Source organism: Muricoccus vinaceus (genome assembly GCF_042433125.1).
Lineage (GTDB): Bacteria > Pseudomonadota > Alphaproteobacteria > Acetobacterales > Acetobacteraceae > Roseomonas > Roseomonas vinacea.
This window is the reverse complement of record NZ_JBHLVZ010000002.1, coordinates 1-24,318: the sequence shown is the minus strand read 5'-3', so window position 1 is coordinate 24,318 and position 24,318 is coordinate 1. Positions and strand designations below refer to the sequence as shown.

26 protein-coding genes and 1 tRNA gene are annotated in these 24,318 nt (G+C 70.3%); 20 read left to right on the top strand and 7 right to left on the bottom strand.

Features of this window, described 5'->3' with window-relative positions; all coding sequences use genetic code 11:
- The first annotated feature begins 5 nt into the window (after positions 1–5).
- A complete protein-coding gene (locus ACFFIC_RS01740) occupies positions 6–1,265 on the top strand; it encodes a TAXI family TRAP transporter solute-binding subunit (RefSeq protein ID WP_377048305.1) in 1,260 nt (419 codons plus the stop codon).
- Here the strand turns inward: ACFFIC_RS01740 and ACFFIC_RS01735 are convergent.
- A complete protein-coding gene (locus ACFFIC_RS01735) occupies positions 1,262–2,578 on the bottom strand; it encodes a DUF445 domain-containing protein (RefSeq protein ID WP_377048304.1) in 1,317 nt (438 codons plus the stop codon). The genes ACFFIC_RS01740 and ACFFIC_RS01735 overlap by 4 nt on opposite strands.
- Positions 2,579–2,710: 132 nt before the next feature.
- Between ACFFIC_RS01735 and ACFFIC_RS01730 the strand changes: the two genes are divergently transcribed.
- From ACFFIC_RS01730 to ACFFIC_RS01695, 8 genes are all read left to right on the top strand, one after another.
- Positions 2,711–2,842 (top strand): hypothetical protein, encoded by a 132-nt coding sequence (locus ACFFIC_RS01730; protein ID WP_377048303.1) that lies wholly within the window; start codon positions 2,711–2,713, stop codon positions 2,840–2,842.
- Positions 2,839–3,570, top strand: coding sequence for a metal ABC transporter ATP-binding protein (locus ACFFIC_RS01725; protein ID WP_377048302.1), 732 nt, complete (start codon positions 2,839–2,841; stop codon positions 3,568–3,570). The genes ACFFIC_RS01730 and ACFFIC_RS01725 overlap by 4 nt, the downstream gene beginning before the upstream one ends.
- A gap of 4 nt (positions 3,571–3,574) precedes the next feature.
- Positions 3,575–4,444: a metal ABC transporter permease gene (locus ACFFIC_RS01720; protein WP_377048301.1), complete on the top strand. Its 870-nt coding sequence runs from the start codon at positions 3,575–3,577 to the stop codon at positions 4,442–4,444.
- Positions 4,445–4,566: 122 nt separating this feature from the next.
- Positions 4,567–4,785, top strand: coding sequence for a hypothetical protein (locus ACFFIC_RS01715; RefSeq protein WP_377048300.1), 219 nt, complete (start codon positions 4,567–4,569; stop codon positions 4,783–4,785).
- Positions 4,786–5,029: 244 nt separating this feature from the next.
- Positions 5,030–5,386: a RidA family protein gene (locus ACFFIC_RS01710; RefSeq protein WP_377048299.1), complete on the top strand. Its 357-nt coding sequence runs from the start codon at positions 5,030–5,032 to the stop codon at positions 5,384–5,386.
- Between the two features lie 25 nt (positions 5,387–5,411).
- A complete protein-coding gene (locus ACFFIC_RS01705) occupies positions 5,412–6,353 on the top strand; it encodes an ion channel (protein WP_377048298.1) in 942 nt (313 codons plus the stop codon).
- A 127-nt stretch (positions 6,354–6,480) separates the two neighbouring features.
- Positions 6,481–7,479, top strand: a complete 999-nt coding sequence (locus ACFFIC_RS01700) for an NAD-dependent epimerase/dehydratase family protein (protein ID WP_377048297.1) — start codon at positions 6,481–6,483, stop codon at positions 7,477–7,479.
- Positions 7,480–7,490: 11 nt separating this feature from the next.
- Positions 7,491–8,636: a DegT/DnrJ/EryC1/StrS family aminotransferase gene (locus ACFFIC_RS01695; RefSeq protein ID WP_377048296.1), complete on the top strand. Its 1,146-nt coding sequence runs from the start codon at positions 7,491–7,493 to the stop codon at positions 8,634–8,636.
- Positions 8,637–8,647: 11 nt separating this feature from the next.
- Here the strand turns inward: ACFFIC_RS01695 and serB are convergent, their stop codons facing one another.
- Positions 8,648–9,541, bottom strand: a complete 894-nt coding sequence (gene serB, locus ACFFIC_RS01690; RefSeq protein WP_377048295.1) for a phosphoserine phosphatase SerB — start codon at positions 9,539–9,541, stop codon at positions 8,648–8,650.
- Here serB and miaA point away from each other — a divergent pair.
- Genes miaA through ilvC form a run of 4 tightly spaced genes read left to right on the top strand, consistent with a single transcriptional unit; the run spans position 9,540 to position 13,962 of the window.
- On the top strand, positions 9,540–10,547 hold the full coding sequence (gene miaA / locus ACFFIC_RS01685) for a tRNA (adenosine(37)-N6)-dimethylallyltransferase MiaA (RefSeq protein ID WP_377048294.1): 1,008 nt from the start codon (positions 9,540–9,542) through the stop codon (positions 10,545–10,547). The two genes, serB and miaA, sit on opposite strands and share 2 nt — an antisense overlap.
- A 60-nt stretch (positions 10,548–10,607) precedes the next feature.
- Positions 10,608–12,401, top strand: coding sequence for an acetolactate synthase 3 large subunit (locus ACFFIC_RS01680; RefSeq protein WP_377048293.1), 1,794 nt, complete (start codon positions 10,608–10,610; stop codon positions 12,399–12,401).
- A gap of 2 nt (positions 12,402–12,403) precedes the next feature.
- Positions 12,404–12,919 carry an acetolactate synthase small subunit gene (gene ilvN / locus ACFFIC_RS01675; RefSeq protein ID WP_377048292.1) on the top strand — a complete coding sequence of 172 codons (516 nt, stop codon included), beginning with the start codon at positions 12,404–12,406 and terminating at the stop codon, positions 12,917–12,919.
- 26 nt (positions 12,920–12,945) lie between these two features.
- A complete protein-coding gene (ilvC, locus tag ACFFIC_RS01670) occupies positions 12,946–13,962 on the top strand; it encodes a ketol-acid reductoisomerase (RefSeq protein ID WP_377048291.1) in 1,017 nt (338 codons plus the stop codon).
- A 43-nt stretch (positions 13,963–14,005) separates the two neighbouring features.
- Here ilvC and ACFFIC_RS01665 read toward each other — a convergent pair whose 3' ends face one another.
- Positions 14,006–15,184 (bottom strand): MFS transporter, encoded by a 1,179-nt coding sequence (locus ACFFIC_RS01665; protein WP_377048290.1) that lies wholly within the window; start codon positions 15,182–15,184, stop codon positions 14,006–14,008.
- A gap of 362 nt (positions 15,185–15,546) precedes the next feature.
- On the opposite strand from ACFFIC_RS01665, the gene ACFFIC_RS01660 reads away from it, so the two are divergent.
- Positions 15,547–17,133 (top strand): 2-isopropylmalate synthase, encoded by a 1,587-nt coding sequence (locus tag ACFFIC_RS01660; RefSeq protein ID WP_377048289.1) that lies wholly within the window; start codon positions 15,547–15,549, stop codon positions 17,131–17,133.
- A gap of 40 nt (positions 17,134–17,173) precedes the next feature.
- Here ACFFIC_RS01660 and ACFFIC_RS01655 read toward each other — a convergent pair whose 3' ends face one another.
- Positions 17,174–18,136 (bottom strand): amidohydrolase family protein, encoded by a 963-nt coding sequence (locus ACFFIC_RS01655; protein ID WP_377048287.1) that lies wholly within the window; start codon positions 18,134–18,136, stop codon positions 17,174–17,176.
- A gap of 306 nt (positions 18,137–18,442) precedes the next feature.
- Positions 18,443–18,682 carry a hypothetical protein gene (locus ACFFIC_RS01650; RefSeq protein WP_377048286.1) on the bottom strand — a complete coding sequence of 80 codons (240 nt, stop codon included), beginning with the start codon at positions 18,680–18,682 and terminating at the stop codon, positions 18,443–18,445.
- Between the two features lie 181 nt (positions 18,683–18,863).
- Between ACFFIC_RS01650 and ACFFIC_RS01645 the strand changes: the two genes are divergently transcribed.
- Positions 18,864–19,907, top strand: coding sequence for a rod shape-determining protein (locus tag ACFFIC_RS01645; RefSeq protein WP_377048285.1), 1,044 nt, complete (start codon positions 18,864–18,866; stop codon positions 19,905–19,907).
- 140 nt (positions 19,908–20,047) lie between these two features.
- Positions 20,048–20,123: transfer RNA gene (locus ACFFIC_RS01640), tRNA-Lys, on the top strand.
- A gap of 143 nt (positions 20,124–20,266) precedes the next feature.
- Here ACFFIC_RS01640 and ACFFIC_RS01635 read toward each other — a convergent pair.
- On the bottom strand, positions 20,267–20,467 hold the full coding sequence (locus tag ACFFIC_RS01635; RefSeq protein ID WP_377048284.1) for a hypothetical protein: 201 nt from the start codon (positions 20,465–20,467) through the stop codon (positions 20,267–20,269).
- A gap of 143 nt (positions 20,468–20,610) precedes the next feature.
- On the opposite strand from ACFFIC_RS01635, the gene ACFFIC_RS01630 reads away from it, so the two are divergent.
- The 4 genes from ACFFIC_RS01630 (at position 20,611) to ACFFIC_RS01615 (ending at position 23,623) form a co-directional block, all read left to right on the top strand.
- Positions 20,611–21,147 (top strand): PilZ domain-containing protein, encoded by a 537-nt coding sequence (locus tag ACFFIC_RS01630; protein ID WP_377048283.1) that lies wholly within the window; start codon positions 20,611–20,613, stop codon positions 21,145–21,147.
- A gap of 689 nt (positions 21,148–21,836) precedes the next feature.
- Entirely contained in the window at positions 21,837–22,820 is a 984-nt protein-coding gene (locus ACFFIC_RS01625) for a PEP-CTERM sorting domain-containing protein (RefSeq protein WP_377048282.1), read from the top strand.
- Positions 22,821–22,999: 179 nt separating this feature from the next.
- Positions 23,000–23,326: a hypothetical protein gene (locus tag ACFFIC_RS01620; RefSeq protein ID WP_377048281.1), complete on the top strand. Its 327-nt coding sequence runs from the start codon at positions 23,000–23,002 to the stop codon at positions 23,324–23,326.
- A gap of 159 nt (positions 23,327–23,485) precedes the next feature.
- Positions 23,486–23,623 (top strand): hypothetical protein, encoded by a 138-nt coding sequence (locus tag ACFFIC_RS01615; protein ID WP_377048280.1) that lies wholly within the window; start codon positions 23,486–23,488, stop codon positions 23,621–23,623.
- Between the two features lie 6 nt (positions 23,624–23,629).
- On the opposite strand, the gene ACFFIC_RS01610 is transcribed toward ACFFIC_RS01615, so the two are convergent.
- The gene (locus tag ACFFIC_RS01610; protein ID WP_377048279.1) at positions 23,630–24,136 is read right to left on the bottom strand and encodes a sugar transferase; all 507 of its coding nucleotides are present in this window, start codon (positions 24,134–24,136) and stop codon (positions 23,630–23,632) included.
- Between the last annotated feature and the right edge of the window lie 182 nt (positions 24,137–24,318).

Genomic DNA, 24,318 nt, shown 5'->3' with positions numbered 1-24,318 from the left:
GTGCCTTGTTCCGCTCATGGGGCCTCGTCGCGCTCGCGACCGTCCTGGGCTTGCTATTGGCCTGGCGCTTTGTTTCCCCGGCGCCGCCGGACACCGTGCGCTTCGCCGTCACGGCCGAGCCCGCCAGCGCTTATAACCGCGCCGTCGACCGGTACGCGGCGGGGCTGGAGGCCGAGCGCTTCAAGGTGGAGCGCGTGGCGGCGCAGGGTTCGGTGGATTACATCCGCCTGCTGCGGGAGGGGCGCGTGGACCTCGCCCTGGTGCAGGGCGGCGTCCCTTCCACCTCGGGCAGCGCGGGACTGGTCAGCCTCGGCCAGGTGTTCTTCGAACCGGCCTGGTTCTTCATCCGGGCGGGCGAGCAGGGCGGCAACCCCGTGCAGGCGCTGCGCGGGCGGCGCGTCGCGGTCGGGCCGGAGGGCAGCGGCACGCGCGTGCTCGCGCTGGCGATGCTGGCGGCCAACGGCCTGCCGGCCGGAGCGATCGACCCCGTGCCCCTGGCCGGGAGCGAGGCGGCCGAAGCCCTGGCGACGGGCGCGGTGCAGGCCGCCATTCTGGTCGCGGCCGAGCCCAGCCCGGGCATCAACCGCCTGATGCGCAGCCCCGGCATAACCCTGCTGAACTTCGCCAGCCGGGCACAGGCCTACGAGGCCAACCTGCCCTTCCTCAACGCCGTCAGGCTTCCCAACGCGGCGCTGAGCCTGCCCGAGGGATTGCCGGCCGGGGACGTGACGCTGATGGCGCCGGCGGCCTCGCTCCTTGCACGCGCGGACCTCAACCCGCAGGTGGCGGCGCTGATGATGCGGATCCTGCGCGACGCGCACCAGGGCCGCACCCTGTTCTCCGCCGCCGGGCATTTTCCCTCCGGCCTCAACCCCGAGCTGCCGCTGCAGGCCGACGCGGCGCGCTTCTACGAGAAGGGTGTCTCCTTTCTCCAGACCTACCTGCCCTTCTGGCTGGCCATCACGGTGGAGCGGCTCTGGGTGCTGCTGATCCCGCTGGTGACGCTGCTGCTGCCGCTCGCCCGCATCGCGCCGCCCATCTACACCTGGCAGATCGAGCGGCAGCTCTGGAACATCTACAGCCGGGTCCGGAAGGTGGAAGAGGAGAGCGCGAAGGGCATGTCCATGCAGGTCGTCGCCCGGCTGGAGGCGTTGGACAAGGAAGCGGCGGGCCTGAAGCTGCCCGACAGCTACGCCGACCGGATCTATGACCTGCGTCGTCACATCGCCTGGGTGCGGGACCGCAAGGCCGGCGGCGCGGCCTAGAAGGCGACCCGCCCGAACACCGCGTGCAGGATCGCGAAGAGCGCCCCGCCCGCCAGCGCTCCCACGACGGTGCCGTTGATCCGCACGTATTGCAGGTCGCGCCCCACGCGCAGCTCGATCTTGTCCACCACGGTGGCCGTGTCCCAGCCCGCGACGACCTCGGCGATGAAGCCGGCGATGCGGCCTTGTGCCGCCGGCAGAACCGCGAGGAGAGCCGACTGGATGCCGCTGTCCAGCCGCGCCCGCGCGGCACCGTCCTGTTCCAGCAGGTCGCCCAGATTGCCCAGCAGGCCCGCGATCAGGGACACCGTGCGGCCCGAGGGGCGCGTCGCGTCGGCCTCCAGCGCGGCGCGGAGCCGCTCCCAGGCATCCAGCAGCCAGGCGGCGACGGCGGGGTGGGAAAGTGCGCCGCGCAGCGCGCCCGCGATGGCCTGCGCACGCGCCGGATCGTTCTCCAGCCGGTCGATCTCCGCCTGCACCCATGCCTCGAAGGCGGCGCGCAGGTCGCTGTCGTCCGGACCCATCTTGTCCAGCTCGGCGTTCAGCGCGGAAAGCACGCGCCGGGCGACGGCCGCACCCGCCATCCAGCCGACCAGCGCCCCGCCCTCCGCCCGCACCCGCTGGGCGATGGCCACCTTCAGGCTCTCTTCCTTGGCCGTCATCAGGACGCGGAGCTGCGAGAGGGCAAGGTCGAAGACCTCGTGGTGGCGCCCGCCCTGCACCAGCAGCCGGAGCGCACGGGCCGCCATCCGCGAGGCCGCGGGGCCCGAGACCATGCGCGGCAGCAGCCGCAGCAGGAGCCGGCGCGCGCGCCCATCCTCCAGCGAGCGGAGGATGCGGGGCAGGGCGGCGGCGATGCCCTCCGCCATCGGCCGCACGGTTTCGGGGTCGGACAGGAAGCGGCGCAGCAGGGCGGGGGCGTCGATCCGTCCGGCCACGCGCCGCACCTCGGCCTCCGTCAGCACGTGGTTGGCCACGAAGCGCCCCAGCCCCTGGCCGAGGCGGGCCTTCTGCTGGGGGATGATGGCCGTGTGCGGGATGGGCAGGCCCAGCGGGTGGCGGAACAGGGCGGTCACGGCGAACCAGTCGGCCAGCCCCCCCACCAGCCCCGCCTTGGCGGAGGCCTGGAGCAGGTCGGTCGCGTAGCCCGGTGGCAGCGCGTAGGAGCCGAGCGTCACCCCCGCCATGCCCGCCAGCAGGCCGTTCGCGATGCGGCGCTGGCGGTTCAGCCGGACCCGGAGGGCCGCATCGCCACCACCGCCCGGGAAAGCCGTGCGGGCCGGTTCGAGGGTGGGGGCTTCGGGGGGCGTCATGTCCATCCCGGCCAAGAGTGGCGATCCGCGCATCGCTTCTCCAGGCCCTGGCTGCACGGAAGCCGGGCCGAAGGGCATGGCCCTCCGCGGTTGAACGGGGAAGCCGGGGGGCGTATGTTATGTCGTAACACCATGATCCCGACCCCACGCTTCCGCCTCCAGGACCCGCTCTCGCTTTCCGCCGGCGCCCAGCCGCGGCTGGGATGGGGCGTGCTGGTCTGCGCCGGCCTCTGGGTCGCCGTGCTCTGGGCGCTTTCGGCATGAGCGGCGGGATACGCCTCAGCGACGTGACGCTCTCGCATGAGCGCCGCCCGGCGGTGCACCACCTCTCGGGCGAGTTCGCCCCGGGCAGCCTGACGGCCATCGTCGGGCCAAACGGCGCGGGCAAGACCACCCTTCTGCGCGCGATCGCCGGGCTGCACCCGCTGGACGAGGGCCGCATCGAGTGCCCGGCGGAGCGCATTGCCCTGCTGCCGCAGATGTCCGCGCTGGACCGCTCCTTTCCCATCGCCTGCCTGGACGTGGCCATGCTGGGCCACTGGTCGCGGAGCGGGGCGTTCCGCGGCATTGGCGCCGCGGCGCGGGCCGTGGCCGAGGCGGCGCTGGAGGCCGTGGGCCTGTCCGGCTTTTCCCGCCGCCCGGTGGGCAGCCTTTCGGCCGGGCAGTTCCAGCGCCTGCTGTTCGCGCGCCTTCTGGTGCAGGACGCGCCGGTGATCCTGCTGGACGAGCCCTTCAACGCCGTGGACGCGCGCACCGCGGCCGACCTTCTGAGCCTGGTGCGCGGCTGGCATGGGCAAGGGCGCACGGTTGTGGCCGTGCTGCACGACCTCGACCTCGTGCGGCGGGAATTCCCGGAAACCCTGCTGCTCGCCCGCGACCCAATCGCCTGGGGCGGCACGGAGGGAGCGCTGGCCGCCTCCAACCGCCTGCGCGCCCGGATGATGGCCGAAAGCTGGGACGCCGCCGCCGGGCCATGCGGCATCGCCGCCTGATCCCTTGCTCCACGACCTCCTGATCGCGCCATTCGCCGAGTTCGGCTTTCTCCGGCGCGCCCTCGTCGGCTGCCTGGCGTTGTCGGTCGCGGCGCCGCCGCTCGGGGTTTTCCTGGTGCTCCGGCGCATGAGCCTGACGGCGGACGTGCTGGCGCACGGCATCCTGCCGGGGGTTGCGGCCGGCTTCCTCGTGGCCGGGCTCTCGGTCACCGCCATGTCGCTCGGCGGGCTCGTCGCGGGGCTCTTGGTCACGCTGGGCGCCGGGGCGCTCTCACGCGCCACGGGCGGGCGGGAGGACTCGACGCTCGCGGCGCTGTACCTCGTGGCCCTGGCGCTGGGCGTGGTGATGATCTCGGCGACAGCCGGGTCGGTGGAGTTGACCAACCTGCTGTTCGGCAGCGTGCTGGGCGTGGACGACCCTTCGCTGCTCATGATGGCCGGGGTTGCCACCATCACGCTCCTCGCCCTCGCCCTGGCCTGGCGGCCCCTGGTGCTGGAATGCTTCGACCCCTCCTTCGCGCGTGCCGAGGGGGCGCGCGGCGGCCTCTGGCACATGCTGTTCATGGCGCTGGTTGTGCTGAACGTGCTCTCGGCCTTTCAGGCGCTGGGGACGCTCATGGCGGTGGGGCTGATGATGCTTCCGGCGGTCGCCGCGCGGCACTGGGCGCGGGGCGTGGGGGGCATGGTCTATGCCTCCGTGGGGATCGCGGCGCTCGCCTCGCTGGCGGGGCTCCTCCTTTCCTTCCACCTGGACGTGCCGACCGGGCCAGCCGTGGTGCTCTCGGCCGGGCTGGCCTGGGCGGTTTCCGTGCTGGCGGGGCCGGTGGACGGGGTGCTGGCGCGGGTGGTGCGGCGCCGCCACTTGGCAGGCTAGTTCCCGGCGGGCTCATCTGCGGCCCGCTGCCCGCCGGGGAAGACGGGCATTCTGCCACCATCTCCGCCCTGCCGCGTTTTCCCCGGCGTTTGCGTTGAGCGGGTGGTGCGAAGGATGCGGCGATGACCTCGAAATGGGATGACCGGCTGGAACAGGCGGCCCGGACGCGGGGCACGGTGACGATCACCTGCACCGAGGGCGAGAAGGACGACATCGCCGCCGCCGCCGCGCGCATCGGGGAGCGGCACCGCCTCCACCCGCAGATCGACCGCGCGCCCGCGAGCGGAATGAGGGTCGGCTTCCGCCCGGCCGGCGGTGAGGGGGAAGGCCCGCTCAGTTGACCGGCGGGCGATCCTCCGCCGGTGGCCCGGGCGTTGCCCGCGCCTTGGGCGCACCCTCCACCCGCCCCGCACCGGCCGGGACGCGCAGCGCCGGAAGAACGGCGCCGCGGGTGCCCGGCGCGCTGGAGGACGCGGCGACGGGGTAGCGGCCGGCAGGAGACTGCCGCGTGCAGGATGTTGCCCGCCGCACTTGCCCGCATGGCTGCCTGACCGGCACAACAAGGGCGAACCGAAGGGGCCGGACATGACGGGCATCAGAAGGCTGGCGGAGGAAGAGCGCCTGAGCGGCGCGACCGTGGCGGGGGGGTTCGTGTTCCTGGCCGGGCAGGTGGCCGACGACGCCACGCTTGATGCCGAGGGGCAGACCGCCGACATCCTGCGCCAGGTGGATGCCCTGCTGGCTGAGGCCGGAACCGACAAGCGCGCGCTGGTCCAGGTGCAGATCGTGCTGGCCGACATCAAGGACGCTCCGGCCATGAACCGTGCCTGGGACGCCTGGCTCGATTCCTCCGCCAAGCCGGCGCGGATGACCATCCAGGCACCGCTCGTGAACCCGGCCTGGAGGGTGGAGATCACCGGCATCGCCCTCGCGCCCCGATGAGGCGGGCCGCGCGGGCGCTGCCGCGATGATCTTCACCGGCGACAAGGCCTGGCTGCGGCCTTTCCTGGCCACCATGGGGCTGGGTGGGCTGGTGGCCTGCGGCGTGGGGGACGACGGGATCTGGTTCCCCATGGTGGTGCTGGCCACCGCCGGCATCGGCTTCGCGGTGCTGTTCCGCGTCTTCCCGCGCGGCCTGGACTTCGCCCTGGGCGCCGCCATCGGCTTCGCGACCTATGCGGCGCTGTTCACCATCGTGGCCCGCACAGCCTTCCCGGAGGCCCCCGATCTTCTGGTGGGCCTGGCCTTTCTCCTGCCCATGGCGAGCTTCCTCTTCGCGGTGCTGCTGCGCCAGGGCCCGCTGCGCCACCTGGTTGAGGCGGGCGAGACCCCGGACGAGCGCCACCTGCGCCGGATCGGGCGCTTCTTTCTGCTGCTCGCCCTGATCGGCACGGCCAGCCTTTCCGTTCCGGCGAACCGCATGACGCCGGGCCTGCAGGGGCTGGTGATGGTGGCCGGCGCCGGCCTGATCGGCGCGCTGGCGGCGCAGGCGGTGCGCGAACTCGTGCGGCTGATGGTGGACATGGCCCAGCTCATGGACGCGATCAGCGGTCGGGTGGTGGCCCTGGTGGTGCCGATCGCGGCTTACGCGGCGCTGTTCTCGCTCATCACCATCGTCTTCGCCTGCCTGTTCCGCATCGCCGACGGGCTGTCCCATGTGGCGCTCTTCTCGGGGCCCTTCGGACCGATCCGGATGAACTTCCGCGACGCCTTCCATTTCAATATCGTCACCATATCAACCGTGGGCTATGGCGACATCTGGCCGGTGGACGACGGGGCGCGGCTTCTGGCGGCGGTGGAGGTGCTGGCAGGGCAGATCCTGCTGCTCTTCGGCTTCTACGAGATCACGCGCAGCCGGCTTTCGGCCGACGAAGCGCGGCGCGACGACGCCGGACCGGGAGGGGAATGACGCGCGTGAGCAGGCGGGAGCGGCGCGGAGGGGTGCCCGGCGGCCGCCGCAATTCCGTCCCTCTTCCGCCGTGGCGCTGGGCCATGTTGGATGGGGCCGGAGGTTCGGCAGAGGACAGGGTTCGGGAATGAGCGAAGCTTGGCGCAACAGGCGCGTGCTGGTCACGGGCGGGGCGGGCTTCCTGGGCTCGGCGCTTTGCCACGCCCTGGCGGGCCTGGGCGCGGAGGTGGTCGCGCTCGACGCGCTCATGCCCGGCACCGGCGCGCGCCGGGGCAACCTCGAGGGCAGCGGCGCCCGCCTGATCGAGGCCGACCTGCGCGATGCCGACCTCCACCCGCTGGTCGAAGGTGTCGACGTGCTGTTCAACATGGCCGGGCAGACCAGCCATGCCGGTAGCCAGGCCGATCCCTTCACCGATCTCGCGATCAACGGGCACGCCCAGCTTCGCCTGATCGCGGCACTTCGCTCCGCCGCGCCGGGCGCGCGGGTGGTGCATGCCTCCACCCGCCAGTTCTATGGCCGGCCGCAGAGCCTGCCGGTGGCCGAAACCCACCCCATCGTGCCGCCCGACGCCAACGGCGTCTCCAAGTTCGCCGCCGAGCAGTACTGGCTGCTGGAAACCCGTGTTCACGGCCGGCCCGTCACGGCGCTGCGCCTGACCAATTGCTACGGCCCGCGGATGCGCGTGGTGGATGCGCGGCAGACCTTTCTGGGCATCTGGGTGCGGCGCGTTCTGGAGGGGCAGCCCTTCGAGGTCTGGGGCGGCGAGCAGCTTCGCGACTTCTCCTATGCCGAGGACGTGGTGCGCGCCTTCATCGCGGCCGCCGAGGCCCTGTCCTCCCCGGGCGGCGCGGCCGGACGGGCCTTCAACCTGGGTGGCGACGCCCCCATCAGCCTGCAGGCGCTGGGCGATGCGATGGTCGCCGCGGCCGGGGAGGGGTCCTATGTTCTGAAGTCCTTTCCGGCCGAGCGTGCGGCCATCGACATCGGCTCCTATCACGCCGACGACCGCGCCTTCCGCACGCTCACCGGCTGGGCCCCCGGAGTGGGGCTCGCCGAGGGGCTGCGCCGGACCCTGGACTGGTTCCGCCCCCGCCTTCCCGCCTATCTCACTGACGAGCTTTGAGGCCCACCCCGATGAACGCACAGGATATCACCGTTCCGCAGGCCGACCTGGGCGCCGCCTACCGCGCGCAAAAGGAGGCGATCGACGCCGCCGTGGCGCAAGTGCTGGCGAGTGGCTGGTTCATCCTTGGGCAGGAGGGCCTGGCCTTCGAGCGGGAATACGGAGCCTGGCTCTCGGCCGGAGACGCGCCGGCCATGTCTGCGGTCGGCTGCGCCAACGGCACGGACGCCATCGCGCTGGTTCTGCGCGGCCTGGGCATCGGGCCAGGCTGCGCGGTGGCGACCGTGTCCCACACCGCGGTCGCGACCGTCGCCGCCATCGAAATGGTGGGCGCGACCCCGCTGCTGATCGACATCGACCCGCGGACCTTCTGCATGGACGCGGCCGAGCTGGAGGAGGTTCTCCGCAGCCCGCCGCCGGGCCTGCCGCCGATCCGGGCCGTGGTTCCCGTTCACATCTACGGCCATGCCTGCGACATGGACGCGATCCTCCGCTCCTGCCGCGCGCGCGGCATCGCCGTGGTGGAGGACGTCGCCCAGGCCCATGGCGGGCGCGTGGGCGGCCGCATGCTCGGCACGATCGGTGACGCCGCCGCCTTCAGCCTCTATCCCACCAAGAACCTCGGCGCGCTGGGCGATGCCGGCGTGACCGCGACGCCGGATGCGGAGCTGGCGAAGCGGATGGCGGCGATCCGGCAATATGGCTGGCACCGCCGCTACATCTCGGACGAGGTCGGCGTGAACAGCCGGCTGGACGAGATGCAGGCCGCCATCCTGCGTGTGCGCCTGCCTCTGCTGGACGCCGGGAACGCCCGCCGCCGTGCCGTGGCCGATGCCTATGACGCCGCCCTGGCCGACGGTCCCCTCGCCGCCCCCTACAGGGCGCCGGATGTGGAGCACGTGTTTCACCAGTACGTGGTGCGGGTGCCCGGGCGCGAGTCGGTGATGGAGCGCCTGCGGGTGCAGGGCATCGCCACCGCCATCCACTACCCCGTGCCCGTGCACGAGCAGGGTGCCTATGAGGGTCGCATCGCGATGGGACCGGCCGGGTGCGCCGAAACCGCGCGTGCCGCCGGGGAGGTGATGAGCCTGCCCATCTTCCCGGAGATCACGGACACGCAGGTCGCGCGTGTCTGCGCCGCCCTGCGGGCGCTGTAGGCACCTCCGCCTCAGTCCGCGGCGATCTCCGCCGCCCGGTAGCCCTGGGCAAAGAGAAGCGCGCGCAGGTCGGCATGGTCCACCCGCGCGCGCGCGGCCGCTGCGACGATGGGCTTGGCCCGATAGGCGATGCCCAGCCCGGCCGCGCCGATCATCGCCAGGTCGTTCGCCCCGTCTCCCACCGCCAGCGTCCCGGCCATGGGCAGGCCCTTTTCCGCCGCAAGCGCGATCAGCGTGGCGAGCTTGGCGTCCCGGTCGAAGACCGGCTCGGCCACCTGCCCCGTCAGGGCGCTTCCGTCATCCAGCAGGATGTTGGCGTGGTGGCTCGAAAAGCCGCAGAGCGCTGCGACCCGGCCGGTGAAGAAGGTGAAGCCGCCAGAGGCCAGGGCGCAGTGGGCGCCGTTCGCCGCCATGGTCCGCACCAGCGCGCGCGCGCCGGGCATCAGCTGCGTCCCGCGCCAGGTTTCCTCCAGCGCCTCCAGCCCCAGGCCGCGCAGCATGGCGACGCGCTCGCGAAGGGCGGTGGCGAAATCGATCTCGCCGTTCATGCTCCGGCGGGTGATCTCCGCCACCCGCTCCTTCAGGCCGGCGAAGGCGGCCAGCTCGTCCAGGGTTTCCGAGGTGACGATGGTGCTGTCCATGTCCGCGATGAGGAGCGCCTTGCGCCGGCCTTCCGCGGGCTGGGCGATGGCGTCCACCGGGGCATCGCCCAGCGCGGCGCGTGCGGCGGCGACGGCCTGCTCGGGGTTCAGGTTGGCAAAGGGCAGGTCGGCGGCCTCGGCCTCGGCCAGCCAGTCCGGCGAGCCGGGATCGGCCCCGAGCGCCGCGATGGCGTCCCGCGCGCGGGCAGGAAGGGCAGGGGCGAGCGCGCCCGGGGGTGCGACGAGGGTGAGGACGTGCGACATGGGCGCGGTTCATGCCCGCGCCGCCGGATTGGAGCAAATGCCCGCCGAGGATCCCCCCGCCCTGCTGGTTGCCGGCCCCACGGCCTCGGGCAAGTCTGCCCTGGCGCTCGCCTTGGCACGGCGGCTGGGCGGAGTGGTGATCAACGCCGACTCGATGCAGGTCTACCGGGAGCTGCGCATCCTGACCGCCCGCCCATCCGTGGAGGAGGAGGGGATGGTGCCGCACGACCTTTACGGGGTGCATCCCGCGGCGCAGGCGGCCTCGGTCGCCTGGTGGCGGGAGGCGGCGCTGGGCGCCATGGCGCGGGCCCGTGCGGCGGGGCGGCTGCCAATCCTGTGCGGCGGCACGGGGCTTTACTTCAGCGCCCTGACGCGCGGCCTTTCCGCCATGCCCGACATCCCGCCGGCCCTGCGCGAGGAGGCGCGTGCCCTGCTGGAACGGGAGGGCGCGCCGGCTCTGCACGCCAGGCTTCTGTTGGCCGACCCCCAGAGTGCGGCCCGGCTCCGCCCCGGCGATGGGCAGCGCCTGGCCCGCGCCTGGGAGGTCTGGCGGGCGACCGGGCGGGGCATCGCCCAGTGGCAGGAGGAGGCCCCCTCCACCGGCCCGGCGCCCTACGCCTTTCGTGCAATTCGCATCGATCCCCCTCGCGACAGCCTGCGCGCGGCCATCGCCGCGCGCTGGGAGGGGATGCTGCGCGCCGGCGCGCTGGTGGAGGTGGAGGCGCTGCTTGCCCAGGGGCTCGACCCGGCATTGCCTGCCATGCGCGCGCACGGCGTGCCGGAGCTTTCCGCCGTGCTTTCGGGGCGCCATGATCTCGCCGAGGCGGGCCGGCGGGCATGCCTGGCCATCGGGCAGTACACCAAGCGGCAGGCCACCTGGTTCCGCCATCACGACCTCGCCGCCTTGTGCAGAACGCATATCATCGATGCGCGAATCGACGGCACAGCGCAACTTTCGGAAAGCTGGATGCGGGAAATCTTATCATTCCTGAAATTGCCGCATTGACGCGCCGCAACAACACCCGTAGATGACCCCTCCCGCGAGACCTTCGCCGGAGGAGCCGCCATGTCCGCCACTCTGCCTGCCCAGACCGACCAGAGCACCCTGACGGGCGCCGAGATCGTCCTTCGCGCGCTGAAGGAGCAGGGCGTCGAGGTCATCTTCGGCTATCCCGGCGGCGCGGTGCTTCCGATCTACGATGCCCTGTTCCAACAGAACGCCATCCGCCACATCCTCGTGCGGCACGAGCAGGCGGCGGTGCATGCCGCCGAGGGCTATGCGCGCTCCACCGGCAAGGTGGGCTGCGTGCTCGTCACCTCTGGCCCCGGCGCCACCAACGCCGTGACGGGGCTGCTGGACGCGCTGATGGATTCCGTGCCGCTGGTGTGCCTGACCGGGCAGGTGCCGACGCACCTGATCGGGAACGACGCCTTCCAGGAGGCGGACACCACGGGCATCACCCGCCCGGCCACGAAGCACAACTACCTCGTCAAGAAGATCGGCGACCTTTCCCGCACGGTGCACGACGCCTTCTATGTCGCGCGCTCCGGCCGCCCCGGCCCGGTGGTGGTGGACCTGCCGAAGGACATCCTGCTGGCCAAGGGCACTTATGAGGAGGCCCCGCGCGAGGAGCACCGCTCCTACCGCCCGCAGACGCGGCCCGATGGCGCCCAGATCGCCAAGGCCGTGGCCCTGCTGAAGGGCGCGCGCCGCCCGGTGGTCTATGCTGGCGGCGGCGTCATCAACGCCGGGCCCGAGGCGAGCGAATTGCTGGCCAGATTCGTGCGCATGGCCAACATGCCCTGCACGAACACGCTGATGAGCCTCGGCGTGTTCCCCGCCAGCGACCCGCGCTTCATCGGCATGCTCGGCATGCACGGCACGGTCGAGGCGAACCTCGCGATGCACGGCTGCGACGTGATGTTCAACATCGGCGCCCGCTTCGACGACCGCGTGACGGGGCGGCTGAACGCCTTCTCGCCGGGCTCGAAGAAGATCCACGCCGACATCGATCCCTCCAACATCAACAAGAACGTCAAGGTGGACGTGCCCATCGTGGGCGATGCCGCCGCCGTGCTGCGCGCCCTGATCGAGGCCTGGGAGGCGGACGGCGCCGAGCAGGACCGCGAGGCGATCTCCGCCTGGTGGCGCGAGATCGACGGATGGCGCGCGCGCGACTGCCTTCGCTACGAGCAGTCCGGCTCCATCATCAAGCCGCAGCACGCGGTGAAGCGCCTGTATGAGATCACGCGCGAGATGGGGCGGGACACCTTCATCTCCACCGAGGTCGGGCAGCACCAGATGTGGGCGGCGCAGTATTTCGGCTTCGAGAAGCCGAACCGCTGGATGACCTCCGGCGGGCTCGGCACCATGGGCTACGGGCTGCCCGCCGCTGCCGGCGTGCAGATCGCCTACCCGGACGCGCTGGTGATCGACATTGCCGGCGAGGCCAGCATCCTGATGAACATCCAGGAGATGGGCACGCTCGCGCAGTACCGCCTGCCCGTGAAGGTGTTCATCCTGAACAACGAGTACATGGGCATGGTCCGCCAGTGGCAGGAACTGCTGCACGGATCGCGCTATTCCGAGAGCTACTCGGCCTCCCTGCCGGACTTCGTGAAGCTGGCCGAGAGCTTCCACGCCCGCGGGCTGCGCGCCACCGATGCCAGCCAGCTCGACGACGTGATCCGCGAGATGATCGCCCATCCCGGCCCGGTGATCGCCGACATCTGCGTGGACCAGAAGGAAAACGTCTTCCCGATGATCCCCTCGGGCGCCGCGCACAACGAGATGATCCTCGGCGCGGGTCAGGCGGGGGGCGTTGCCGGCGTCACCGACGAAGGCAAGGTGCTGGTCTGAGCATGTCCGACACGACTCAGCGCACGGCGACGATCGCCGTGCTGGTGGAGAACGAGGCCGGCGTGCTCGCGCGCGTGATCGGCCTCTTCTCCGGCCGCGGCTACAACATCGAGAGCCTGACCGTGGCGCCCGTGGACGCGGAGCGGCGGCTTTCGCGCATCACCGTGGTCACGACCGGCACGGACATGATCATCGAGCAGATCAAGGCGCAGCTCGACCGGCTGGTGCCCGTGCACATGGTGGCCGACCTTTCGCTGGAAGGCCCGCACCTGACGCGGGAGCTGGCGCTGGTGAAGGTGATCGGCCGCGGCGAGGCCCGCATGGAGGCGCTGCGCCTGGGCGACGCCTTCCGCGCGCGCGTGGTGGATGCGAGCCACGAGAGCGCGACTTTCGAGATGACCGGCACGGCCGACAAGATCGACGCCTTCGTGGCGCTGATGCGGCCGCTGGGGCTGGCGGAGGTGTCCCGCACGGGCGCCGTCGCCATCGCGCGGGGTCCGCGCAGCCTCGCGGCCTGACGATATCCGACCACAAGGGGAAGACTATGCGCGTTTACTACGACCGCGACGCGGACGTGAACCTGATCAAGGCCCGCAAGGTCGCGGTCATCGGCTTCGGCAGCCAGGGCCATGCCCACGCGATGAACATGCGCGATTCCGGCGTGAAGGACGTCGTCATCGGGCTGCGCCCCGGCGCCTCCGCGAAGAAGGCCGAGGCCGCGGGCTTCAAGGTCCTCCCCCCCGCCGAGGCTGCGGCCTGGGCCGACGTGGTCATGGTGCTGACCCCCGATGAGGGCCAGGGCGACCTCTACCGCGAGCACCTGCACGCGAACATGAAGGAGGGCGCCGCGCTTGCCTTCGCGCATGGCCTGAACGTGCACTTCAACCTTCTCGACCCGCGTTCGGACATCGACGTGTTCATGATCGCGCCGAAGGGCCCCGGCCATACCGTGCGCGGCGAGTACCAGAAGGGCGGCGGCGTGCCCTGCCTCGTGGCCGTGCACCAGAACCCCTCCGGCAACGCCCTCGAGATCGCGCTCTCCTATGCCTCCGCCATCGGCGGCGGGCGCTCGGGCGTCATCGAGACGACCTTCAAGGAAGAGTGCGAGACGGACCTGTTCGGCGAGCAGGCGGTTCTCTGCGGCGGCCTCGTTGAGCTGATCAAGGCCGGCTTCGAGACGCTGACCGAGGCCGGCTACGCCCCGGAGATGGCCTATTTCGAGTGCCTGCACGAGGTGAAGCTGATCGTCGACCTCATCTACGAGGGCGGCATCGCCAACATGAACTACTCCATCTCCAACACCGCCGAGTACGGCGAGTACGTCACCGGCCCCCGCATCGTGACGGCCGAGACCAAGGCCGAGATGAAGCGCGTGCTGACGGACATCCAGACCGGAAAGTTCGCCCGCGACTGGATGCTGGAGAACAAGGTGAACCAGGCCTCGTTCAAGGCCACCCGCCGCCGCCTGGCCGAGCATCCGATCGAGCAGGTGGGCGAGCGCCTCCGCGAGATGATGCCCTGGATCAAGAAGAACCAGCTGGTCGACCAGACCAAGAACTGATCGCCGAAACCGGCGCCGGGCCATCCGCCCGGCGCCGTGCGCCTCACGCCGCCGGGGCGGGGCAGGGGGCGGCGAGCCGTTGCCGCCGCTCCATCACGAGGGACAGCGCCGCCAGGCTCGCGGCCAGCACCGCGATCCCCGCCGCGATCAGCGGCAGCATCGGGTAGGTGGCGCCGTGCGTCAGCGCCACCCCGCTGATCCAGGCCCCGCCGGCATTGCCGAGATTGAATGCCCCCTGGTTCACGGTGGAGGCCAGGTTCGGCGCGCCCGGCGCCATCTGGATCACCCGCATCTGCATGGGCGTGCCGATCGATGAGATCGCGATTGCCCAGGCCAGGATGGCGGCCACCGCCAGGGTGGGTACGCCCAGCACGCGCGACATCGCCACCATCACCGCCGCAGCGATCAGGAGCAGGGTGATGACCATCGGCATCAGCCGCCAGTCGCCGAGCCGCCCTCCCAGCAGGTTGCCGATCGTCATGCCCAGCCCGATCACCAGCAGCACCGCGGAGATTCCCTGTCCCGTGATGCCGGTTACGGTCCGCAGCGTCGGTGCGATAAAGGTGAACACGGCGAACATCGCTGCCGAGGCCAGCACGCTGATCAGCATGGCAAGCTGCACCTGCGGCCGCCCCAGGGCCCGGAACTCCGCCCCGAGTCCGCCGGTGCCGCGCGCGAGGCTTCGCGGAAGGCAGAGGTGCAGCGCGAGCATGGCCAAGCCACCGATGCCCGCCACGCCCCAGAAGGCGGAGCGCCAGCCCGTCACCTGCCCGATCGCGGTGCCGATCGGAACGCCCAGCACATTGGCCAGGGTGAGGCCCATGAACATCAGGGCGATGGCCCGGGCCTGCCGCCCCGGCGGAACCACCTGCGTGGCCACCACGGCGCCCAGGCCGAAGAAGGCGGCATGGGCGAAGGCGGTCAGCACGCGCGCGGCCATCAGCCAGCCATAGCTGGGTGCCAGCGCGCAGGCGACGTTGCCCAGAAGGAACAGGCCCATCAGGGAGATCAGCACGGGCCGGCGCGGCGCGCGCGCGGTCGCGACCGCCATGATGGGCGCGCCCAGCACCACGCCGAGGGCGTAGCCGGAGACCAGGAAGCCCGCCTGCGGAATGCCCACGCGCAGGTCCGCGGCCAACTCGGGCAGCAGCCCCATGATGATGAATTCGGTCATCCCGATGGCAAAGGCGGCCACCGAGAGGGAGAAGAGCGGCAGGCCCACGGAATGCCTCCGGCCAGAGCGTCAGCGAAGCTTCCTCATGTGCTGCACTGCAACAAGAATGCAAGCGGCGCTTCCGCGCTGCACGCGACTGCCACGGGCGTTTCGGCCACTTCGCTGCTTGCCTCAACCCAGGGCGCGACGTAACTTCGACCCATGCAGGCGACCGACGCCCGTTTCGCGCCCACCCGCACCGGCCTCCTGGCCGAAGCTGCCGCGCGCCCGGCCTTCGCCCTCCTTCCGCTCCTCCTTCGACTTCGCCGCCCCTGGGCGTGACGCGCGGCTGACCGGCCCGCATCGCTCAGGGGGTCCCCCGGGCGATGCGCCCGTATGTCCATCCACACGGCACCCAAGGAACGGCTCAGATGGCCAGCAACCACCCCAGCTTCGGCACCATCGCCGACGATCGCGTCATCATCTTCGACACCACGCTGCGCGACGGCGAGCAGTCCCCCGGCTTCTCCATGAACCTGGAGGAGAAGCTCCGCATGGCCGAGAGCCTGGCGGAACTCGGCGCGGACGTGCTCGAAGCCGGCTTTCCCATTGCCAGCCCCGGCGACTTCGACAGCGTCCACTCCATTTCCACGCGGTTCAGCAAGGACGGGCCGGTCATCTGCGGCCTGGCGCGCTCCGCCGACGGCGACATCCTGCGCGCGGCCGAAGCCATCAAGCCTGCCGCCCGCGGTCGGATCCACACCTTCATATCCACGTCCGAGCTGCACATGCGGGTGAAGCTGCGCATGTCGAACGAGGACGTGCTGGCCGCCGTGGCCCGCAGCGTGGCCCTTGCCCGGAGCCACACCGACGACGTCGAATGGTCGGCCGAGGACGGCAGCCGCACCGATCCGGATTTCCTTTGCCGCTGCGTGGAGGCGGCGATCAAGGCCGGCGCCACCACCATCAACGTGCCGGACACGGTGGGCTATGCGCTGCCCGAGGACATGACCCGCATCTTCACCATGCTGCGCGAGCGGGTGCCAGGCGCCGACGGCGTTATCTTCTCCACCCATAACCATGACGACCTGGGCCTGGCCGTCGCCAACACGCTGGCCGCCATCCAGGCCGGCGCGCGGCAGGTGGAGTGCACCATCAACGGCATCGGCGAGCGCGCGGGCAATGCCTCTCTCGAGGAGGTCGCGATGGCGCTCCGCACGCGCGGCAACGCCATCGCGCGGCGCACCGGCATCAACACGCCGAACATCCTGCGCACCTCGCGCCTGCTGGCCACCATCACCGGTTTCGACGTGCAGCCCAACAAGGCCATCGTCGGCCGCAACGCCTTCGCCCATGAATCCGGCATCCACCAGGACGGCGTGCTGAAGGATGCCTCCACCTACGAGATCATGACGCCGGAAAGCGTGGGCTGGACCACCAACTCCCTGGTGCTGGGCAAGCATTCCGGCCGCGCCGCCTTCCGCGACAAGCTGCGCGCGCTGGGCTACGAGCTGGGCGACAACGCGCTGAACGACGCCTTCCGGCGCTTCAAGGACCTCGCCGACCGCAAGAAGGTCGTCTACGACGAGGATGTCTCCGCCCTGGTGGACGACGAGGTGGTGCGCCAGCACGACCGCGTGAAGCTGACGGGCCTGACGGTGACCTCGGGCCTGCACACCCGCCCCATGGCGACCATCAAGGTCGAGGTGGACGGCGAGGAGCGCGAGGGCATGGCGGTGGGCGACGGCGCGGTGGACGCCACCTTCAACGCCATCCGGACGGTTTTCCCCCATGAGGTCGCGCTGAAGCTCTACGCCGTGCAGTCCGTCACCGGTGGCACCGATGCCCAGGCGCGCGTCACCGTGCGCTTCGAGGAGAAGGGCAAGCTGGTGGACGGGCAGGGTGCGGATACCGACACCATCGTGGCCTCCGCCCGCGCCTATGTGCACGCGCTCAACAAGCTGCTGAACAAGCGCGAGCGCACCGCCCCGGCCGAAATGGCGGCGCCCGCCGCCTGAGCAGGCCGGGCCGCCCCTGCGAGGGGCGGCCCGGCCCGGTTCACCCCTTCAGCCGGGGAATCAGCGCCTCCGCGTTGCCGCACTCGATCTGCCGCATCGTGGCGGCATCCAGCCCGCAGCCGGCCAGCCCGCGCACCTGCTCCTGGCTGGTCCGGTAAGGAAAGTCGCTGCCCAGCACGATGCGGTCGGCGGAAACGAGCTGCCGCAGGGCTCCCATCGCCACGGGGTTCGCCGCCTGCGCCGTGTCATACAGGAAGTGCCCGAGCGCCGGGCGCACGGCCCCGCCGACGAGCTTCGCGGACTGCGCGGGCGGGCGGGCCTGGAAGTCCAGCCGTTCGATGAGGAACGGCATGGTCCCGCCCGCGTGCGAGAAGATGAAGCGGATGTCCGGGTACTTCGCGGCCGTGCCGGAGAACATCAGGCTGGCGATGCTGCGCGTCGTGTCCGTCCCGAATTCCACCACGGTGTCCGCGATCACGGGGACCAGGTTGCCGCAGCACTGCGGGGAGAGCGGGTGCGTGGCCACGACCGCCTTGCGCCGGTTCAGCTCCTCGTAAAGCGGGTGCAGCTTCTCGTCGCCCAGATACATGTTGCCGTAGCTGGTGAAGAGCAGCACACCGTCCGCCTTCAGCGTGTCCAGCGCATAGACGGCTTCCGCCAGGGCGCCGTCCACGTCGGGCAAAGGAAGCGCGGCGAAGGAGCCGAAGCGCCCGGGATGGCGCTGGCCCATTTCCGCCGCGTACTCGTTGCAGACCCGCGCCAGCCGCCGCCGTTCCTCGCCCTCGGCGAAACCCAGCCCCGGCGTGCTGACGGACAGCAGTGCGACGTCGATTCCAGCGGCGTCCAGGTCGGCCACCGTTTTCTCGGGTGTCCAGTCGCGCGCCACCGGGGTCATCTCCACCCGCCGCAGGGCGGCGTCCTTGTAGATGGGCGGGGTCAGGTGATGGTGCACGTCGATCCGGCGTGGGCGGGAAGCCTGGGCCTGAGCGCGTCCGGACAGCAACGAAGCGCTTCCCAGCGCCATTCCCATGGCCGCCGCACCGCGCAGCAGATCCCGTCTCCCACCCGACGCCAAAGGGGCAGGCCGGCAGCCGCAGACCACGTCATGGGTCCCCGCTTCGCAGAACAGCATCGCCATTGGTTCGTTTTCCATCCCTGCGCGCACCGGCATCCTTCGGCCGGCGCTCTGGTGAGAATGGAAGACTGTGTCAGGATACCTTGCAAGCCCAACCGGTTGCAGCGCGCAGCAACGAAAAAGGGCGCCCCCTTCGGGGCGCCCTTCACGATACGCCGGAGTTTCCCGTCCGGCTCAGCGCCAGGCGGGGCGCCCGAGGTTCACGTCGTTGCCGGTGGTCAAGGCGCCGCCCGCAGCACCGGCGGCGCCGCCGATCAGCGCGCCTGCGCCGGCATTGCCCGAAAGCGAGCCGACGAGGCCACCCGCACCCGCACCGAGCAGGCCGCCCGACACCGCGCGATCGCCCGTGCTGTAGCCGCAGGCCCCGAGGCTGAGCCCGGCGAGGGCAAGAAGGGCAAGGCTGGTCTTCCGCATGGGGCTAGTTCCCTGGCTTGTTGATCGCTGCAGGAGGAACGTCCTCCCGAGCGTACGGTTTCCGTAACGTCATCTTCCCGGTGTTGCGGCGTTTCCGGCTTGAGCGCTCGTGGCCGAGCCGCTAGTCACCGCAGCGCCAGGAACACCCGGCCGTTTTTCGCCAAGCAGAGGTCAAGCCCCCATGTTCTCCCGCCTGTTCGGCCTCCTCTCCGCCGACATGGCGATCGACCTCGGCACCGCGAACACGCTTGTTTACGTCAAGGGTCGGGGCATCGTGCTCAACGAGCCGTCCGTCGTGGCCATCGCCGAGATCGGCGGCCGCAAGCAGGTCCTGGCCGTGGGGGAGGAAGCCAAGATCATGCTCGGCCGCACGCCCGGGAACATCTCCGCCATCCGGCCCCTCAGGGATGGCGTGATCGCCGACTTCGGCGCCGCGGAGGAAATGATCCGGCACTTCATCCGCAAGGTGCACAAGGGCCGGACCCTTTCGCTGCCGCTGGTGATCGTCTGCGTGCCCTCGGGCGCGACGGCCGTGGAGCGGCGGTCCATCAAGGATGGTGCGGAGGCGGCGGGTGCCCGCAAGGTGCTCCTGATCGAGGAACCGATGGCCGCGGCGATCGGCGCCGGCCTTCCCGTGACCGAGGCCTCGGGCTCCCTGGTCGTGGATATCGGCGGCGGCACGACGGAGGTGGCGATCATATCGCTCGGGGGCATCGTCTATGCCCGCAGCCTGCGCGTGGGCGGCGACCGTATGGACGAGGCCATCATCGCCCATATCCGCCAGCAGTTTAACCTGCTGATCGGGGAAAGCACGGCCGAGCGCATCAAGATGGAGGTCGGCGCCGCCACCGCTCCCGAGGAAGGAGAGGAGGGGCCGGTCACCGAGGTCAAGGGCCGGGATCTTTCCAGCGGTGTCCCGCGCGAAGTCTTCGTTTCCCGCCGCCAGATCTCGGAGAGCCTTGCCGAACCGGTCCTCCGGATCGTCGAGGCCGTGCGGGAGGCGCTGGAGAACACGCCCCCCGAGCTCGCCGGGGACATCGTGGACCGCGGGATCGTGCTGACCGGTGGCGGCGCGCTTCTTCACGGGCTGGACGGCGTCCTGCGCGAGGCGACCGGCCTGCCTGTGATCGTGGCGGAGGAGGCGCTGTCCTGCGTGGCGCTCGGCACGGCGCGGGCGCTGGAGGACATCAAGCGCCTCGGGCATGTCCTGTCCTCGGCGGGCTAGGCGGTCCGCGCTCTGATCGGCAGAATTCTGCCGCCGGGGGTTGACCTGTCCCATGGATCGGATAGAAGGCGCCGCCCGGGCGATGAAGATCTTCTTCCGGGACATCCGGCCACCTGACCCAGGGGCCGGAATGGTGGTGCGGGCGCATAGCTCAGTTGGTAGAGCAGCTGACTCTTAATCAGCGGGTCGTAGGTTCGAGCCCTACTGCGCCCACCATCCCTTCTTGCAACACGAAGAGGTCACGCCCATCGGTGTCGCCCCGTCGGACGAAGGTTCGCCCTCGGGTCAGCTCGTACGGATGCGGGCGGCGGCACCCAGCGCTTCTCTCGTTTCCCGAGAACCCCAGATTCGGGGTTGTTCTACGATTTCCTCGCGTAAATGATGGCGAGAAGCTCGGTCAGGAGCGTATCGGCCCTGGAAAAGCCTTGTTTGCGGGCGAATGCGGCGAGGTCGCGGGTGGCGCCCAGAAAGCCCTCTTCGTCGCGCTCGTCGCTGCCGACCAGCGGGTTGTCGCCTTCTTTCGGGTCCGCGGCCATTTTGCCCTCCATCTGTGCTGACATGCACCGCTGAATTCCAGAGATTGTGAGAAGTTGGCACTTCCCAAGGAAAACACCCAGACACGCCCGTTACCGGATATTCTCTTCTCAATAACCTCCGCGGAGGTCTCGCGTTCCGTTGGGGCCACTGGAAAGGAGCGCGCCAAATGTTTGATGAGCTCGATCCGCCGAACGAAGATGGTCTGAACAGTGCGGTTGCCGCCGCGCTGACGGCCGTTCTCTCCCGTCATGAACCTGATGAGGCCCCGGCAGAGGTACTCAGACTTCTAAGGGGACAGCTCAAGCAAGTGCTCACGGAGGCGCCAACGCTGCAGGACCCCGTGAAGGAAATCGCCATGCGCGCCCGCTTGGCCCGTATCTTTGAAGCGGAGATCCAAAGGCAGGAATCGAAGCTGAGCCGAGCCGGTGAAGAGTCGCCGCTGGGAGAGGTGACCGACTTCGAGGAGAAGCGGCGCTGGCCGCGGCGCAGGGTGCATCTGAGTGCTCAGGTTTCCACCGGCGGTTCAGCCCTCGATTGTGTGGTTCTGGATCTGTCCGATGGCGGCGCGCAGGTGGAGTTCGCCCATCCGGCGCCCATTTCGGCGCAGGTCACCCTCATGATCCGAAATCGCGGCACCTATTCGGCGCGCTGCCGGTGGACGAGCGGGGCGCGTGCCGGCCTTGAATTCATCAAGGCCGCCTGAACCCTTCCGGGATGTAGCGGGTGGAATCAGGCACCGCTGTCCCGGTGTGGCTGCCTGCAGCCTAACCGGCCGGAAATCAGCCCTTCCGGTCGGCGGCATGCCGTAAAGTCTCCACTTCGCCCCGCAGAGTGCTTGCTCCGCCGGAGGGTGACGCAGGCAATGGTGGCCCGGAAGCCGAGTGGGGCCGCTCAGGCCATCCGTCATGGTCCCTGCGCGGCCAGAGGCCTCCTCGCTCTGCCCAAACGCTGTTCCATCCGGGTTGCTCCCTTGCCGGCGATCAGCCCGGGCGTCGTGCGAACCGTGGCCCAGGCGCACCGAGATGGCGGGCCCGGGCGACGGAACAGGGTTGGACGTAAGCCAGCCTGCACGCCCCCGCCTCGACCAAGACCGCCTGACATCAGCCCGCAACCGAGTAGCAGGCGGAACCGGGACGGCGCATCGGCTGGAACGAACCCACCCGGTTGAGGACTTGCTGTCTCCTGCTCCTCCGGAACGGCCAGCTGGTGGCCACAATCCCTGGTTGGGTGGTCGACCAACTTTACACTTGAGATATTACGCAAGCAGAAGATCAAGTAACGCCATGAAAAGACAAAGGTCGGAATCGGGCATGGAACTTGCGCTGCGTCTGCTCGGTTCATGCGGCTGTATTCCGATGGACCATCAGGCTTGATTTGTGTTCGGAGGAAACAATGAAGTTATTTCGATGGCGCGCCGAAACGGTGACCGCCGTGGCGGCCGTTGCCTTCGCTGTGGCGGCCCCCTGCGGCCCGGCCTCCGCGGAAAGCATCCTCTTCGTCGGCAACAGCTTCACCTACGGCGAACCGGCCGGCGCCCCGCCGGTGGTGCAGAACTACCGCACGAACACCGTGACCGACCTGAACAACACCGGCATCGGCGGCGTTCCCTCGCTGTTCAAGGCCTTCACCGCGCAGGCCGGCCTCAACTACAGCGTCAGCCTCGAAACCCAGGGCGGCACCGGCCTGGATTTTCATTACAACAACCGCCTGGGCCTGATTAACCAGCCCTGGGACCATGTGGTCCTGCAGAGCTACAGCACCCTGGATTCCACCAACCCCGGCAACCCGGCGAAGCTCATCCAGTATTCCGCGCTGCTGGCGAACGAGCTGACCGCGCGCAACCCGAACGTGGACGTCAACCTGATGGCCACTTGGTCCCGCGCGGACCAGACCTACCTTCCTTCGGGCTTCTGGTTCGGGCAGCCCATCAGCGCAATGCAGCAGGACGTGCAGGCCGGGTACGAGGCGGCGAAGGCGAACTCGCCCCTGATCGACGGGGTGATCCCGGTTGGCGCCGCCTGGAACCGCGCGATCGAGACAGGCTTCGCCGATGCCAACCCATATGACGGCATCGCGGCCGGGCTGGTGAATCTGTGGGCGCCCGACAACTACCATGCCAGTCCCTTCGGCTACTATCTGGAAGGCCTCATGGTCTTCGGCCAGGTCACCGGTCTCGATCCGCTGAGCCTGGGCGCCAACGAGTACGTCGCCCGTGACCTGGGCTTCACCACCGCTCAGGCGATCGCCCTGCAGCGGATCGCCCATGACCAGCTGGCCGTGGCGGTGCCCGAGCCCGCCTCGGCCGCGCTGTTCGGCATGGGACTGCTGGGCCTCTTTGGCCTTCGCCGTCGCCCGCGCGCTGCCATGCCGGCCTGAGCGGCTGGTTTCCGGCCCCGGTTACCCCATGCGGGCAGGGCGTGGGCGTGACTTGCGGGCCGGGCGCTGCGAGTTAAGGAAGGCGGCACCGGAAGGCGCCCCTTCCCGGGTCGGGCATGGCCTTTGCCTGGCGCGTGGAGGGGGCGCCCGGCTGGCCCGCGTCTGCAGGAGCGAAGATCATGAGGCGCCGTCCTCCGAAGCCCGCGAGGGGCATGCGTCACCGTTCGGATCCCAAGGCGGAGATCGTCCAGCTGCGCCGGGAGCTGGAGGAGGCGCGCGCCCGGCTGCACGCGGTCGAGCAGAATGGAGCCGACGACTTTCTGCGCCGGCGCCTCTCGGAACTGGAGGAGCACCGGCAGGTCGCCCGCGGTCAGGCGGTGGAGGCCACGGTCGCCAAATCCCGTGCCGAAGCCGAGCTGCGCGCCTTGAAGGATGCGATCGCCAAGGCCCCGGGTGTATGGGGCTGGCTCCTCCGCAAGGCACAGAGGCGCCTGGAGGAACGGTGAGGCCCGGCGCAGGCCGAACGGCGGCTGCGAGCCACGGCCTGCCATCGGCCCGGGCTTCACAAAGGATGATGCGGGAGGAGAAGGCCTCCCGGAAGCATGGAGCCGCTTCGTGCAAGGGAGAGCCTTGCGGCGCGGGATGAGAACGTCTCAAGGACCGGCATGACAGCCCCCGGAAGGGCACCCCTGGACGCACGGCGCAGCCGGCTGCCCTGGCCGGTCTGCGCCGTGCTGGTCTTCGCCGCCTCCTTCCTGCTCTGGTGGCTGTTGGCGCAGTTCCTGGTTTGGATTGTGGGCTGAACGGCCTCAGGCGGAGTTGAGCCAGCCGTACAGGCCCGGCTTCTGCAGGCTGAGCGCGGCGGGGGCGGAGAAGCCCGACCCGGATGGCACAGGCGGAGGACCGCTCAGGGCCATGTCCCCGCGCAGAAGGTTGAACAGGATGGGCAGCTGATCGATCCGGGGCGGCTGGATCAGCAACCCGATGCGGCTCGGCGCGGAGAGGCCCGGCACGCCGCCCTTGGTGCTCCGGAAGGCCAGGAGGTGGAACAGCTGCCCGCCTTCCCCGAAATGCGGCAAGCCCACCAGAACCGGGCCGGGGCTGTCCAGCCGGATGGCGAGCGCTGTCAGCAGCAGCAACGGGCCCGTCAGCGCCAACAGCGCCAGCGCCACCGCCACGTCACCCGCCCGGTGGCCGGTGGCGCGGCGCCGCGGCAGCTCGCTTCCGCCGTGCGAACCCGCGCCGTTGTCGGAGTTCAGCAAGGTGGCAGGCTGCGCTCCGGTGCGGACCGCGTCGGCGAGGATCGGCATCTGCATGGCAAGCAAGGACCCCTTCGTCGGGCAGGGGAGATGCACGGCATCTGCGGCGCGGCATGGATCAGCCGGCCTCGGCCCGAAGCACCGTGCCTATCCCCGGCCAATCGGGCGAAGGTGTGATACCAAGCGCCTTGGTCGCTGACTCGGATGTGATCCCGCCCGTGCTGCGGATGTGATTCGCT

What these genes read in the sequence shown, in the direction of transcription:
- ACFFIC_RS01735 (WP_377048304.1), bottom strand. Translation starts at nt 2,578, where the DNA reads ATGACGCCCCCCGAAGCCCCCACCCTCGAACCGGCCCGCACGGCTTTC.
- ACFFIC_RS01730 (WP_377048303.1), top strand. Translation starts at nt 2,711, where the DNA reads ATGATCCCGACCCCACGCTTCCGCCTCCAGGACCCGCTCTCGCTTTCC.
- ACFFIC_RS01725 (WP_377048302.1), top strand. Translation starts at nt 2,839, where the DNA reads ATGAGCGGCGGGATACGCCTCAGCGACGTGACGCTCTCGCATGAGCGC.
- ACFFIC_RS01715 (WP_377048300.1), top strand. Translation starts at nt 4,567, where the DNA reads ATGACCTCGAAATGGGATGACCGGCTGGAACAGGCGGCCCGGACGCGG.
- ACFFIC_RS01710 (WP_377048299.1), top strand. Translation starts at nt 5,030, where the DNA reads ATGACGGGCATCAGAAGGCTGGCGGAGGAAGAGCGCCTGAGCGGCGCG.
- ACFFIC_RS01705 (WP_377048298.1), top strand. Translation starts at nt 5,412, where the DNA reads ATGATCTTCACCGGCGACAAGGCCTGGCTGCGGCCTTTCCTGGCCACC.
- ACFFIC_RS01700 (WP_377048297.1), top strand. Translation starts at nt 6,481, where the DNA reads ATGAGCGAAGCTTGGCGCAACAGGCGCGTGCTGGTCACGGGCGGGGCG.
- ACFFIC_RS01695 (WP_377048296.1), top strand. Translation starts at nt 7,491, where the DNA reads ATGAACGCACAGGATATCACCGTTCCGCAGGCCGACCTGGGCGCCGCC.
- miaA (WP_377048294.1), top strand. Translation starts at nt 9,540, where the DNA reads ATGGGCGCGGTTCATGCCCGCGCCGCCGGATTGGAGCAAATGCCCGCC.
- serB (WP_377048295.1), bottom strand. Translation starts at nt 9,541, where the DNA reads ATGTCGCACGTCCTCACCCTCGTCGCACCCCCGGGCGCGCTCGCCCCT.
- ACFFIC_RS01680 (WP_377048293.1), top strand. Translation starts at nt 10,608, where the DNA reads ATGTCCGCCACTCTGCCTGCCCAGACCGACCAGAGCACCCTGACGGGC.
- ilvN (WP_377048292.1), top strand. Translation starts at nt 12,404, where the DNA reads ATGTCCGACACGACTCAGCGCACGGCGACGATCGCCGTGCTGGTGGAG.
- ilvC (WP_377048291.1), top strand. Translation starts at nt 12,946, where the DNA reads ATGCGCGTTTACTACGACCGCGACGCGGACGTGAACCTGATCAAGGCC.
- ACFFIC_RS01660 (WP_377048289.1), top strand. Translation starts at nt 15,547, where the DNA reads ATGGCCAGCAACCACCCCAGCTTCGGCACCATCGCCGACGATCGCGTC.
- ACFFIC_RS01650 (WP_377048286.1), bottom strand. Translation starts at nt 18,682, where the DNA reads ATGCGGAAGACCAGCCTTGCCCTTCTTGCCCTCGCCGGGCTCAGCCTC.
- ACFFIC_RS01645 (WP_377048285.1), top strand. Translation starts at nt 18,864, where the DNA reads ATGTTCTCCCGCCTGTTCGGCCTCCTCTCCGCCGACATGGCGATCGAC.
- ACFFIC_RS01635 (WP_377048284.1), bottom strand. Translation starts at nt 20,467, where the DNA reads ATGTCAGCACAGATGGAGGGCAAAATGGCCGCGGACCCGAAAGAAGGC.
- ACFFIC_RS01630 (WP_377048283.1), top strand. Translation starts at nt 20,611, where the DNA reads ATGTTTGATGAGCTCGATCCGCCGAACGAAGATGGTCTGAACAGTGCG.
- ACFFIC_RS01625 (WP_377048282.1), top strand. Translation starts at nt 21,837, where the DNA reads ATGAAGTTATTTCGATGGCGCGCCGAAACGGTGACCGCCGTGGCGGCC.
- ACFFIC_RS01620 (WP_377048281.1), top strand. Translation starts at nt 23,000, where the DNA reads ATGAGGCGCCGTCCTCCGAAGCCCGCGAGGGGCATGCGTCACCGTTCG.
- ACFFIC_RS01615 (WP_377048280.1), top strand. Translation starts at nt 23,486, where the DNA reads ATGACAGCCCCCGGAAGGGCACCCCTGGACGCACGGCGCAGCCGGCTG.
- ACFFIC_RS01610 (WP_377048279.1), bottom strand. Translation starts at nt 24,136, where the DNA reads ATGCAGATGCCGATCCTCGCCGACGCGGTCCGCACCGGAGCGCAGCCT.